This is a genomic window from Pseudomonas sp. LBUM1668, assembly GCF_059695715.1.
The window spans coordinates 4,664,893-4,678,074 of sequence record NZ_CP166787.1 but is presented as its reverse complement, the minus strand read 5'-3'; the positions used below and the strand labels follow the sequence as shown (position 1 = coordinate 4,678,074).

Here is a 13,182-nt window from a genome sequence, read left to right as displayed (position 1 = left end):
GAATTGCCCGATGGTGAGCGGAACTTATCCCGCGCACCTGTCCGTTTTTTCGACGGATTCTATTTAAGGAGTCATAAATTGAGCGTTGAAGTGGCGAAGAATGCCCGAGAATTGCTTCTCAAGGAATACCGTGGAGTGCTCTCGACCCACTCTAAATCCATGCCCGGTTTTCCTTTTGGCTCCGTCGTGCCGTATTGCCTGGACGAGCAGGGCCGGCCGTTGATCCTGATCAGCCGCATCGCCCAGCACACGCACAATCTGCAAAAAGACCCGAAATGCTCGATGCTCGTGGGTGAGCGCGAGGCAGATGATGTGCAAGCCGTTGGTCGCCTGACCTATCTGGCCGAGGCGCAAAAGCTCGAAGACACCGCCAGCATTGACGCGGCGGCCGAGCGTTATTACCGCTACTTCCCCGATTCGCAAAACTACCACAAGGCCCACGATTTCGATTTCTGGGTTTTGAATCCGGTGCGCCATCGCTACATCGGTGGTTTCGGTGCAATTCACTGGGTCGATCAACTGACCTTGGCCAACCCGTTCGCCGGCAAAGCCGAAATCAGCATGGTCGAACACATGAACAGCGACCACGCCAAAGCCATCGCGCACTACGTCGATCTGGCCGGGCTGCCGAAAACCGTGCCGGCGCAACTGGCCGGGATCGACACCGAAGGCATGCATCTGCGCATCGGTCAGGCGCTGTACTGGTTGCCGTTTCAAGCTCCATGTCATACGCCGATACAAGTGCGCGAAGCCTTGGTTTCTCTGGCTCACGCCGAGCATTGGCCAAAAAATGCAGTGGCCGACGCTTGAATTCACGAAAGGGCGACGTCATCTAAGGCTTACTGCAAGGCATTTCTTGCGTAGAGGAAAGTTAGATGCGCCCTTTTTTGTTGCTCTTTCTGCTGTTTCCGGTGCTGGAGCTGTTCGTATTCGTCAAAGTGGCAGGGGCTATCGGGTTTTTCCCGGCCCTGCTATTGATCATTCTCGGCTCGATGTTCGGGGTATTCGTGCTGCGCGTCGCCGGTCTGGCCACGGCACTGCGTGCCCGTGAAAGCCTGAACCGCGGCGAACTGCCAGCGCAAACCATGCTTGAAGGTCTGATGCTGGCACTGGCCGGTGGCCTGTTGATCCTGCCAGGCTTCATCAGCGACGTGGTCGGTCTGGTGATGCTGCTGCCATTCACCCGTCGACTGCTGGCCAATAAAATGCGCCAGCGCGCCGAAGAACAGGCGATGCGCCAGCGTGCGTTCGCTGACGATCTGCAACCACGCGGCGGGCCTGCCCCACGCGAGACGCTGGGCCGTGAGCCCAACGTGATCGAAGGCGAGTTCGAACACCGCGACACCAAGTGACACCTGGATCGACACGGCACCCTCGGGTGCCGGGTTTTTATGTGGGCTGCATCCGGGCGCTGCGATGAAAAATTTTCTCCGTTCGCCCTTGTAATAAGCTTATGCGCCCTTATGTAACGGTCACCGCAAGGTTTCTGGCATTTGCGCCAGTCAGACTTCCGCGTCTCGCTCGACGAGGCGCACCCGGCGAAGGCCGGATTTGTTAAACCCGCCGGGACTACACCGGCCGATGAAAACCACAATTAGGAGAGATCGACAATGAAGCTTCGTCCTCTGCATGACCGCGTCGTAATCCGTCGCAGCGAAGAAGAAAAGAAAACCGCTGGCGGTATCGTCCTGCCAGGTTCGGCTGCTGAAAAAGCCAACCACGGTGTGATTCTCGCTGTAGGCCCGGGCAAAGCTCTGGAAAACGGCGAAGTGCGCGCACTGTCCGTTAAGGAAGGCGACAAGGTTGTGTTCGGTCCTTACTCCGGCAGCAACACTGTGAAAGTCGACGGCGAAGACCTGTTGGTAATGAGCGAGAACGAAATTCTCGCCGTTATCGAAGGCTGATTACCCCGTCCATTTTCCCGCTACTACAAAGTATTTAAGGAATATCGATCATGGCTGCTAAAGAAGTTCTGTTTGGCGATTCCGCCCGTAAGAAAATGCTCAAGGGCGTCAACGTCCTGGCAGACGCCGTAAAAGCGACCCTGGGCCCGAAAGGCCGTAACGTGATCATCGAGAAGAGCTTCGGCGCTCCGACCATCACCAAGGACGGCGTTTCCGTCGCCAAAGAAATCGAACTCGAAGACCGTTTCGAAAACATGGGCGCGCAGCTGGTCAAAGACGTTGCCTCCCGTGCCAACGATGACGCAGGCGACGGCACCACCACCGCTACCGTGCTGGCTCAGGCCATCGTCAACGAAGGCTACAAAGCCGTCGCTGCCGGCATGAACCCGATGGACCTCAAGCGCGGCATCGACAAGGCGACCATCGCCGTTGTTGCTGAGCTGAAAAACCTGTCCAAGCCATGCGCTGACACCAAGGCCATCGCTCAGGTCGGCACCATCTCGGCCAACTCCGACAGCTCCATCGGCGAAATCATTGCCGAAGCCATGGAAAAAGTCGGTAAGGAAGGCGTGATCACCGTTGAAGAAGGCACTGGCCTGGAAAACGAACTGTCGGTTGTAGAAGGCATGCAGTTCGACCGTGGCTACCTGTCCCCGTACTTCGTCAACAAGCCTGAGACCATGGTTGCCGAACTGGAGAGCCCGCTGGTTCTGCTGGTCGACAAAAAGATCTCGAACATCCGCGAAATGCTGCCAGTGCTGGAAGCCGTTGCCAAAGCCGGCCGTCCACTGCTGATCGTTTCCGAAGACGTTGAAGGCGAAGCCCTGGCGACTCTGGTTGTGAACAACATGCGTGGCATCGTCAAGGTTGCAGCCGTCAAGGCTCCAGGCTTCGGCGACCGTCGCAAGGCCATGCTGCAGGACATCGCTGTTCTGACCGGCGGTACCGTTATCTCCGAAGAGATCGGCCTGAGCCTGGAAAGCGCCACCCTGGAAAACCTCGGTAGCGCCAAGCGTGTGACCATTTCCAAGGAAAACACCATCATCGTTGACGGTGCTGGCGTAGCAGGCGACATCGAAGCGCGTATCGCTCAGATCCGTGCTCAGGTTGCCGAAACTTCCTCGGACTACGACCGTGAAAAACTGCAAGAGCGTCTGGCCAAGCTGTCCGGCGGCGTTGCAGTAATCAAGGTTGGCGCTGGTTCCGAAGTTGAAATGAAAGAGAAGAAAGCCCGCGTTGAAGACGCCCTGCACGCAACCCGCGCAGCCGTTGAAGAAGGCGTGGTACCTGGCGGTGGCGTTGCGCTGATCCGCGCTCTGGAAGCCCTGAGCAACCTGACCGGCGACAACGCTGACCAGAACGTTGGTATCGCTGTACTGCGTCGTGCTGTTGAAGCGCCGCTGCGCCAGATCGCTGCCAACTCCGGCGACGAGCCAAGCGTCGTGGTCAACGAAGTCAAGAACGGCAAAGGTAACTACGGTTACAACGCTGCAACTGGCGTGTACGGCGACATGATCGAAATGGGCATCCTGGATCCTACCAAGGTGACTCGTTCGGCATTGCAGGCAGCAGCTTCCATCGGTGGCCTGATCCTGACCACCGAAGCTGCAATCGCTGACAAAAAAGTAGACGCTCCGGCTGGCGGCGGTATGCCAGACATGGGCGGCATGGGTGGCATGGGCGGCATGATGTAAGCCAGCCTTACCCCTGTAACGCAAAAACCCCGCTGGCGAAAGTCAGCGGGGTTTTTTATTGCCTTCTAAAAGATCAACGTCAAAAGATCGCAGCCTTCGGCAGCTCCTACACGTGATTCCTTACCCTGTAGGAGCTGCCGAAGGCTGCGATCTTTTGATCTTTGTTCAGACGCTGACAGGTTGTGTGTTGATCACCGATTCAGTCTTCACCGCCGGGCGATACAGCACCCAGTAATACGATCCCAGACAAATCAGCCAGCAGAAAATCGCCGTCCACACGTTGTGCGAAAAGAAGTGCGCGCCCTGCATCATCCGGCTGATAGAGAACACCGAGCCCAGCGCAAAGGCAAAGATAAACGCCTGTCGCGCCAGACGCGGACGCCGATCACGCAACACGAAGAACAACGCAAACAGGGTGAACCCCGTCGCCGCATGACCGCCCGGCCAGCAACGCCCGGGTTTATCGGTCGGCGGACGATGATCCATCAATTTGCTGTAGGTTTCATGGCCGCCGAACTGCTCCAGGCTCCAGGGGCATTGCACAGCGGTCACTGCTTTGACCGGCGTCACGAACGAAGTCGCCAGCCCAAGGGACAGCACCAGACAGCCCAACTCGCGCTTGAACGGCTTGAGCCTGTCGATGAAGAACGCGCCGATGAAGCCGAAAATGGCGAACACCGAAAATGCGATCACTACCTGCTTGGCGCGATCGTGCAGGATGTCTTCGAGGAAGTAGCTGTGCCGGCCGATGAAGTCGCCCGCGACCGGATCGTAGAATAGCCTGGCCAGATCCATGTCCAGATCGGTCAGTTCGAGCAGCACCAGCACCAGTGCAGCCAAGGCAGGAATGCCCAGGCACAGCCAGAAATTCAGAGGCCTTGAAACGGGACGGGCAGAGGTCGACACCATGGCAATTCCTTGGTCGGCAAGTATTTTGAGGGGCGTAATCGCGCGAAGTCTGCGCCCGCGTGCGTAGGTGATTTGTTAACCGAAAGTGAAAAAAACGTTGGCCGGCACAAACAACCGGTTTATCGATAAACATCCCGACACACGCCTAGCCCTGAGCCACACTTGGCCGTAAGCTGCGCGAGCCGTGATGGCCGTAACTGTGTACGCAAGAGGTGCTCATGCGAATTTTATTGGTCGAAGACAACCGCGACATCCTGGCCAATCTGGCCGATTACCTGGGGCTCAAAGGCTATACCGTCGATTGCGCCCAGGACGGTCTGTCGGGCCTGCATCTGGCGGCCACCGAGCATTACGACCTGATCGTGCTCGATATCATGCTGCCCGGTATCGACGGCTACACCCTGTGCAAACGCCTGCGCGAGGATGCCCGCCGTGATACCCCGGTAATCATGCTCACCGCCCGCGATCAACTGGACGACCGTTTACAGGGCTTCAAGTCCGGCGCCGACGATTACCTGATCAAGCCCTTCGCATTGTCTGAACTTGCGGCGCGGATCGAAGCGGTCATGCGTCGGGCGCAGGGCGGCGGCCGGCGTGCCTTGCAGGTCGCCGATCTGAGCTACGACCTCGACACTCTGGAAGTGACCCGCGAAGGCAAGCTGCTCAAGCTCAACCCGGTCGGCCTCAAACTGCTGGCGGTATTGATGCAGAAGAGCCCGCACGTACTGCGACGGGAAATTCTCGAGGAAGCGCTGTGGGGCGATGACTGCCCGGACAGCGACAGCCTGCGCAGCCACGTTCACCAATTGCGTCAGGTGATCGACAAACCGTTTGCCAAACCTTTGCTGCACACCGTGCACGGCGTCGGTTATCGCTTGGCCGAGGGGCGTGATGGAGTTTAAGCAAAGCCTTTCCCAACGGATCATCATCGCCTTTGCGCTGATGAGCGCACTGGTTGCCGGCGCTTTCGCCATGGGCATTGTCGCGACGGTGCATCTGGTCGAGGAAAAACTGATTTCGGCGGGGCTGGGCGGCGATCTGCAGCGCCTGTTGCTGATGGACAATGTCTCTGACTGGAGCCATCGCCCGGAGCCGGACCAGCTGTTCTATTTCAGTGGTGGCCCCGGCGACTTCGACTTGCCCAAGGATCTGCGTCATCTGGATGCAGGTTTCCACGAAGTCTTCCGCGAGCAACTGTCGTACCACGCCATGGTCGAAGTTGTGGATGGCCGGCGGTATGTGCTGCTGCAGGATCAAAGCGATTTCGAAGAACGTGAGCGTGTGCTGTTTGCCGTGGTGCTGGTGGGCTTCGTGCTCAGCCTGGCGCTGGCGGTATTCCTCGGCTGGGTGCTCGCGCGCAAGGTAATGGCACCAGTGGTGCGCCTCGCACGCCAGGTTCGGCATCGCGATCAATTGCTGGGTTTGGCGCCGCCGCTGGCGCCGGACTACGCGGCCGATGAGGTCGGTGAACTGGCGGTGGCGTTCGATGCCACGCTGGGGCGTTTGCGCCAGGCTCTGACCCGCGAACGACTGTTTACCAGTGACGTCAGCCACGAGTTGCGCACGCCGTTGATGGTGCTGGCGAGCTCCTGCGAACTGCTGTTGGAAAACCCGGGAATCGACCAGCGCGGCCGTTCCCAGGTCGAGCGCATTGCCCGCGCCAGCGAGGAAATGCGCGAGTTGGTGCAGACCTTCCTGATGCTCGCCCGCGCACAAAATGAAGAAGCCGGGGCGGCACCGCAGCAAAACCTGACGCAAGTGGCAGAAAGTCTGGTGTGCCTGTGGCGCGAGCCGATCGAGCGCAAGGGACTGACCCTCACCCTCGAACCCGGTAACCCTGCGGATACCCGCTATAACGCAACCCTGCTGAACGCCGTGATGGGTAACTTGCTGCGCAACGCATTGCATTACACGGAGCAGGGTTTCATCCGCCTGACGCTCACCGCCAACGGATTTGTCGTCGAAGACTCCGGCGTCGGCATCCCTGAAGAAAAACGCGAGGCCATGTTCGAGCCTTTCGTGCGGGGCAGCGAGAAGCGCGGGGAGGGGCTGGGGCTGGGTTTGTCATTGGTACAACGCATCTGCGAAAACCAGGGCTGGACTGTCAGCCTGAGCACGATGGAACCCAATGGCTGCCGCTTTGAGGTAGATCTTGGCCATTTCGGACGCAAATAGTGGCTTCAGGCTACTCCCGCCAACCTGTCTAAATCCTGTATAACGTTGTAATAATTTGTCGGTTTACCTGACATTTTTTTCACATTTGGATGACCTGACGCTGACACACCGCTCCTTAAGGTGGTGCCATCAGTAATTCAGGAGTCCTGGTGATGACCGGCCCGATCAAGCTCGATTTTTCCGAAAAGTACGACGATCAACACGCTAAGAAATATCTGCGCAAACATAAAGAAAGCCTCGGACGTCGTCTTTCCCATCTACGCGACGAGCAGTTGGCGCGTAAGGCTCTGACCCTGGCCGGCGAACCTGGCCTTGTGCTGGATTTGCCTTGCGGTGCCGGACGCTTCTGGCCGTTGCTGGCGGAAAAGCCCAATCGGGTGATCATCGGAGCGGACAACTCCGAATCGATGATCAAGACCGCATTGGAAGGACAACCGGCAGATGTGGTGAAACGGGTGCAACCTTTGCACACCTCAGCTTTCGATATTGCTCTGCCAGATAACGCCGTCGACAGCATTTTCTGCATGCGCTTGCTCCATCACGTCGGAGAAGCCGAGCACCGTCTGGCGATTTTGCGCGAGTTCGAGCGCGTAACCCGTGACAGCGTGATTGTTTCGCTGTGGGTCGACGGCAATTTCAAGGCATGGAAACGCAAGCGTGCGGAGAAGGATCGTCCCAACCGTGACTACCAGAATCGCTTTTTGATTCCGGCGGCTACGGTCGAAAAAGAATTTGAAACGGCGGGTTTCCGTATTCAGGAACAACTCGACTTTATTCCGCTCTATGCGATGTGGCGAGTTTACGTATTACGCAAGAGGTAAAGGATGGCAGTGCAAATGGCAGCAGAAGCGCAAGTGACTCCCCAGGATAGCTTCGACTACTACTGGAGTCAGCGCGGTGAGTGGGTCGAAGAACCCAATGTGCGCCGTGGCGGCGAAAGTGGTGTACAACGCATTGTCAGTCGCGATGGCCAGTTGCTGTATGCCAAGCGCCAGACCGGTCACATTTATCGCAGTTGGCTGCATCCGTTCGGACGTCCGACCGTATTGCGCGAGCTGGATGCCCTGACCGGTGTCAGCAAGCTTGGCGTGCGCGTACCGCAAATCGTTTTCTGTGGTGCCCAGCCTGATCCGCAGCACAAGTGGCGTGCTCTGCTGGTGACCAAGTCTCTGGACGGTTTCCAGGAACTGGAACACTGGCTGGCGTCTGCCGGTGGTCGCGATCAGTGCGGCGACGCGGTCTATGAGCGTGTGCTCAAGGATCTGGCCGAAAACCTGGCGCGTATGCACAAGGGCCGCTGGCAGCACAGCTGCATCTACATCAAACACGTTTTTGTACGGGTGACGGGCGAAGGCGAGTCGGCCACCGTTGAGGTGGCGTTGATCGATCTGGAGAAATGCCGCCAGCGTCTGACCGCTTATCGCGCCGCCTCCCACGACATGAAGCAATTGCGTCGCCATTCGTCGTTCCGCGATGCCGACTGGAAGAAACTCGTCTACTTTTACGAGACGGCGTTTGGCAGCGCTATCAAAGGTTTATAGCGATGAAACTCGAAATTGCACGAGGTTTGTTTTTGGTAGGAGCCTTGGCAGTTGCTTCACTGGCGGTGGCTGCCTGGGAGCAGCCGCGCATGCAGGTCCTCGGCGCATCCACGACGGATGCGCATTGTGCAGTACCACGGGTGGCGAAAGCCTCCGTGGCAACTCAACCCGATCATGATTTGTTGTTGTTCATGTTCGGACTTACTCAAGGCATGAGGCCACAGAGTTGAACCGATTGAAGCCAAAATAAAAGGCCTCGCAGATGCGAGGCCTTTTTTTTGGATGCAAATCCCCCTGTAGGAGCTGCCGAAGGCTGCGATCTTTTGATCTTGATTCTAAAAACAAGATCAAAAGATCGCAGCCTTCGGCAGCTCCTACAGGGTCAGGGTCAGGGTCAGGGTCAGGGTCAGGTCCGAGTTAGAGTCAGGGTCAGAGTCAGGTCCGAGTCAGAGTCAGGCTCAAGGTTTGGTATCGGGTTTCGCCAGCAATGTGTAGATGCATGGCAGCACAAACAGCGTAAACAACGTCCCGATCGACATCCCCGTCGCGATCACCATGCCGATATCAAACCGGCTGACGGCCCCCGCGCCGGTCGCCAGAATCAGCGGGACCATGCCGAATACCATCGCTGCCGTGGTCATCAATACCGGGCGTAGCCGAATCGCTGCAGCCTCTTCGACCGCTTCACGCGCCGACAGGCCCTTGTCCTTGCGTAACTGGTTGGCGAACTCGACGATCAGGATGCCGTGCTTGCTGATCAGCCCGATCAACGTCACCAAGCCGACCTGGGTATAGATGTTCATGCTCGACCAGCCGAGGAACAGCGGGATCAGCGCACCGCAGATCGACAGCGGCACCGTCACCAGAATCACCAAGGGATCACGGAAACTTTCGAACTGCGCCGCCAGTACCAGGAAAATGATCGCCAGTGCTAGCGCGAACGTCACCCACAAGGCACTGCCTTCCTGCACGAATTGCCTGGATGCGCCGCCATAGTCGAACGCGAATCCGGCCGGCGCCTCTTCCCGGGCGATCTGCAAAACGGTGTCGATCGCTTCGCCCATGCTCACCAGCGGGAAACCAGAGATTTTCGCCGCGTTGAGCTGTTGGAACTGGTTGAGTTGACGCGGTCGCGCGCGGTCGCTGACCTTGATCAGCGTCGACAGTGGCAGCAACTCGCCCTGGGTATTTTTCACGTAGTAGTTGTTCAGCCAGTCCGGGTTGTCACGGAAGGGGCGTTCGACCTGGGCGATGACCTTGTAGCTGCGCCCTTCGATGGTGAAGCGGTTGATTTCCGCCTCCCCGAGCAACGTCGCCAGAGTGCCGCCCAGATCCTGCATCGACACGCCCATCTGCGCCGCTTTGGCGCGGTCGATGTCGACCACCACTTCCGGTTTGTCGAATGCCAGATCGAGGTCGACGAAGGCAAACTTGCCTGACTCCATGGCGCGTTTCTTGATCCGGTCGGCCACTTGCAGCAGCAGTTCGTAGTCGTTGGCCGTGTTGATCACAAACTCGAATGGCAAGCCTTCACCTGTGCCGGGCAGGGAGGGCAGGTTGAAGCCGAAAATCTGCAAGCCCGGAATGTTCTGCAGTTTGCCTTGCACCTCGGGCAGGATCTCCATCTGGGTGCGGCTGCGCTCGTTCCAAGGCTTGAGCAGGAACCCGCCAATGCCCGCCTGTACGCCGTTGTAGCCGTTGATCTGGAACGAGGAGTAGTACTCCGGAAACTCCTTGAAGATCTTGATGAATTCGTCGGTGTAGGTGCTCAGGTAATCGAGGTTGGTTGGCTGCGGGGCGGTGGCCATCATGAAAATGATGCCCTGGTCTTCGTCCGGCGCCAGTTCCGATTTGGTGAACTTGAGGAACACCGGGATCAGGCACAGCACAATCAAGGCGAACACCAGCACCACCGGGCGTGTGTTCAACGTGCCGTGCAGCGTGCTCTGGTAGCGGCGCTTGAGGCTGTCGAAGACGCGATCGAGCCGATGCGCCAGGCCTGTGGGGTTTTCCTCGTGGCGCAGCAAAAAGGCACACATCATCGGTGACAGGGTCAGGGCGACGACGCCGGAAATCACCACGGCGCCGGCCAGGGTTAGCGCGAACTCCTTGAACAGCGCCCCGGTCAGCCCGGTGAGGAAACCGATTGGCGCATAAACCGCCGCCAGGGTGATGGTCATCGACACCACCGGCATGGCGATTTCACGCGCGCCCTCAAGCGCTGCATCAAACGGGGTTTTTCCTTCCTCGATATGCCGGTGGATGTTCTCCACCACGACAATCGCATCGTCGACCACCAAGCCGATGGCCAGCACCATCGCCAACAGGGTCAGCAGGTTGATCGAGTAGCCCATCATCTGCATGAAGAACATCACGCCGATCATCGACAGCGGAATGGTCACCACCGGGATTACCACCGAACGCAGTGCGCCGAGGAACAGGAACACCACGACGATGACAATCAGCACCGCCTCGAACAGGGTTTTCACCACTTCGTCGATGGAGGCCTGAATGAACAGCGTGGCGTCGTAGGCGATCTCGCTTTTGAGGTTCGGCGGCAACTGCGCCTCCAGCTCCGGCATGATCTTGCGCACTTCCTTGATCACATCCAGCGGGTTGGCTCCCGGCGTGGCCTTGATGCCGATATACACCGAGGGCGTACCACCGAACGAACTGATCGAGTCGTAGTTTTCCGCACCCATTTCGACCCGCGCGACATCGCTGAGCAGCACGCGGCTGTCACCACTGACCTTGAGCGGAATCGCCGCGAAGGCTTCGGCGGACTTCAATTCAGTGTTGGCATTGATGCTGGTGACCACGTACTGGCCTTTCACTTCGCCGGCGGCGGAGAGGAAGTTGTACTGGCGCACGGCGTTGGTCACGTCGCTGGCGCTGAGGCCGAAGCCGGCAAGCTTCACCGGATCAAGCCACAGGCGCATGGCGAACACCTGATTGCCGAGGATCTGCGCTTCGGCCATGCCCGGCAGGGTTGCCAGTTTTGGCTGGATCACCCGTGACAGGTAGTCGGTGATCTGCGGGTTGCTCAGGTCTTTGCTGAAAAAACTGATGTACATCAGCGCCGAGGCGTCGGCGGATTCCTTGCTCAGCACCGGGTCTTCGGCGTCTTGCGGCAGTTGGTTTTTGACTTCGTTGGCCTTGGCCAGTAACTCGGTGAACAGGCGGTCGGTATTGGAGCCGATGCGCGCGTAGATCGAAATCGTCGAGAAGTTCTGCCGACTGACCGAGGTCATGTAGTCGATGCCCTCGGCGCTGGCCAGGCTCTGCTGCATCGGCTGGGTGATGTAACCCTGAATGGTTTCGGCATTGGCCCCGGGGTAGGCGGTGGTCACCGTGATCAGGGCGTTTTCCATTTGCGGGTACTGGCGCAGCGGCAGCTTGCTCCAGGCCTGGAAGCCCAGCAGCACAATCAGCAGGCTGACCACGGTGGCGAGCACCGGGCGGCGGATGAACGGGTCGGTAAAAGCCATGGGGATTCCTTGATCAGTCGGCGCGGGGCGGACTGTTCTGCTCGCCGAGGGTCTTGTCGTCGCTGATGGCAATGTGTGCGCCGTTGTCCAGTTTGATCTGGCCTGCCGTCACCACTTGTTCGCCGCTCTGCACGCCCTTGTTGATCATCACCAGCCCATCGCGACGCTCACCGGTTTCGATGAAGCGTCGCTCGGCGATCAGCACTGGTTGGCCCTTGTCGTCTTTTTCGAGGCTGCCGTCTTCGGCTTTCTTCTGCCCGACCACGTAGATCGAGTTGCCGTAGAGGGTGTAGGTGATCGCGCTCTCCGGCACCACGATGTGTTTCTGCGGATCAGGCAGCAGCACTTCGAGGCTGGCGAACATGCCCGGCAACAATTTGCCGTCGGGGTTGGCCAGGGTGGCGCGTACCAGCACGTTACGCGTGGTGCTTTCGACGAGCGGGTTGATCGCGCTGATCTTCCCCGTAAAAATCTGCCCGGGGTACGCGGCGGCCGAGATATTCACCGGTTGGCCGAGGGCCAGTTTCGGCACCGATTGCTCGGGCACATAGAAGTCGGCGTAGAGGCTGCTCAGATCCTGCAGAGTGGCAATTTTGGTGCCGCTGGCGAGGTAGTCGCCGATGTCGACCTGACGGATGCCGATGGTGCCGCTGAACGGTGCGAGGATGCGTTTTTTCGCCAGCGCTGCGTTGAGCTGGTTGACCGTGGCCCGCTCCTTTTGCAGAACCGCCGAGAGTCGGTCGTATTCACCTTTGGAAATGGCGCGACTGTCGATCAGTTGGCTGCCACGGCCGAAGTCCAGTTGCGCCAGGCCCAGGTCGGCTTTGGCGGTCTCCAGCAGAGCGGCTTCAACGGCGCTGTCGAGTTGCAGCAGCGGTTGCCCGGCCTTGACCTTCTGCCCTGATTCGAATTTGAGCTCGGTGACGGTGCCGGAGGATTCCAGGCTCAGGTCGACGCCTTGCAGGGCCTTGAGGCTGCCGACGGTGGGCAAACGCATCTGCCACGGACGCTCGCTGGCAGTGGCCACGGCGACGCTGATCGGCGGTTTCGGCTTGGAGAAGCCTTGAACCATGGTGTAAATCGAAAAGGCTTTGTACCCGCCCAACACCAGGACGATCAGCAAAACAACACCCAACATGATCAGCATGCGGCGACGCAGCATATTTCCAGTTCCTTGGATAAATCAGGTGAGACAGGCGGGAACATTACTCCGAGTTCAGGGGGGATTCCAACTGGCAGTTTTTACAGGGGGGAGGAGAGAGGAGAGGAGAGGTGAAGTGAAGTGAATAAGTCTGAACACAACCCCTGTGGCGAGGGGATTTATCCCCGATGGGTGGCGAAGCCGCCCCAAAACCATTACACGCGGTTCATCTGTTGAACCGCGTGTAACAGTTTTACGACTGCTTCGCAGCCGGTCGGGGATAAATCCCCTCACCACAGGTTTTGAGTCATCCCCAAAAGAAGTGTTATC

At 58.5% G+C, this 13,182-nt stretch carries 12 protein-coding genes; 9 read left to right on the top strand and 3 right to left on the bottom strand.

The annotated features are described in order from the left end of the window. Window positions 1–78 precede the first annotated feature (78 nt). The 4 genes from ACA061_RS21065 to groL all read left to right on the top strand — a co-directional run bounded on the left by ACA061_RS21065 (window position 79) and on the right by groL (window position 3,598). Window positions 79–810, top strand: coding sequence for a HugZ family pyridoxamine 5'-phosphate oxidase (locus tag ACA061_RS21065; protein ID WP_150601718.1), 732 nt, complete (start codon window positions 79–81; stop codon window positions 808–810). A 65-nt stretch (window positions 811–875) separates the two neighbouring features. After that, entirely contained in the window at window positions 876–1,352 is a 477-nt protein-coding gene (locus tag ACA061_RS21060; RefSeq protein WP_150601717.1) for an FxsA family protein, read from the top strand. A 258-nt stretch (window positions 1,353–1,610) separates the two neighbouring features. Next, the gene (locus ACA061_RS21055) at window positions 1,611–1,904 is read left to right on the top strand and encodes a co-chaperone GroES (protein WP_007916610.1); all 294 of its coding nucleotides are present in this window, start codon (window positions 1,611–1,613) and stop codon (window positions 1,902–1,904) included. Between the two features lie 50 nt (window positions 1,905–1,954). Then, window positions 1,955–3,598 (top strand): chaperonin GroEL, encoded by a 1,644-nt coding sequence (groL, locus tag ACA061_RS21050; protein ID WP_150592796.1) that lies wholly within the window; start codon window positions 1,955–1,957, stop codon window positions 3,596–3,598. 165 nt (window positions 3,599–3,763) lie between these two features. On the opposite strand, the gene ACA061_RS21045 is transcribed toward groL, so the two are convergent. Next, complete coding sequence (locus ACA061_RS21045) at window positions 3,764–4,507, bottom strand: phosphatase PAP2 family protein (RefSeq protein WP_150616213.1); 744 nt, start codon at window positions 4,505–4,507, stop codon at window positions 3,764–3,766. Between the two features lie 218 nt (window positions 4,508–4,725). On the opposite strand from ACA061_RS21045, the gene colR reads away from it, so the two are divergent. From colR to ACA061_RS21020, 5 genes are all read left to right on the top strand, one after another. Then, window positions 4,726–5,409 carry a two-component system response regulator ColR gene (colR, locus tag ACA061_RS21040; RefSeq protein ID WP_042560717.1) on the top strand — a complete coding sequence of 228 codons (684 nt, stop codon included), beginning with the start codon at window positions 4,726–4,728 and terminating at the stop codon, window positions 5,407–5,409. Continuing rightward, window positions 5,399–6,682 carry a sensor histidine kinase gene (locus ACA061_RS21035; protein WP_150616212.1) on the top strand — a complete coding sequence of 428 codons (1,284 nt, stop codon included), beginning with the start codon at window positions 5,399–5,401 and terminating at the stop codon, window positions 6,680–6,682. The genes colR and ACA061_RS21035 overlap by 11 nt, the downstream gene beginning before the upstream one ends. Before the next feature lie 152 nt (window positions 6,683–6,834). Beyond that, entirely contained in the window at window positions 6,835–7,503 is a 669-nt protein-coding gene (locus ACA061_RS21030; protein WP_150616211.1) for a class I SAM-dependent methyltransferase, read from the top strand. Between the two features lie 3 nt (window positions 7,504–7,506). Then, on the top strand, window positions 7,507–8,223 hold the full coding sequence (locus ACA061_RS21025) for a lipopolysaccharide kinase InaA family protein (RefSeq protein WP_497299977.1): 717 nt from the start codon (window positions 7,507–7,509) through the stop codon (window positions 8,221–8,223). Between the two features lie 2 nt (window positions 8,224–8,225). Further along, entirely contained in the window at window positions 8,226–8,453 is a 228-nt protein-coding gene (locus ACA061_RS21020) for a hypothetical protein (RefSeq protein WP_042560713.1), read from the top strand. Window positions 8,454–8,681: 228 nt separating this feature from the next. On the opposite strand, the gene ACA061_RS21015 is transcribed toward ACA061_RS21020, so the two are convergent. Beyond that, on the bottom strand, window positions 8,682–11,711 hold the full coding sequence (locus ACA061_RS21015) for a multidrug efflux RND transporter permease subunit (RefSeq protein WP_497299976.1): 3,030 nt from the start codon (window positions 11,709–11,711) through the stop codon (window positions 8,682–8,684). Between the two features lie 13 nt (window positions 11,712–11,724). Then, the gene (locus ACA061_RS21010) at window positions 11,725–12,873 is read right to left on the bottom strand and encodes an efflux RND transporter periplasmic adaptor subunit (protein WP_150601710.1); all 1,149 of its coding nucleotides are present in this window, start codon (window positions 12,871–12,873) and stop codon (window positions 11,725–11,727) included. Window positions 12,874–13,182 lie beyond the last annotated feature (309 nt).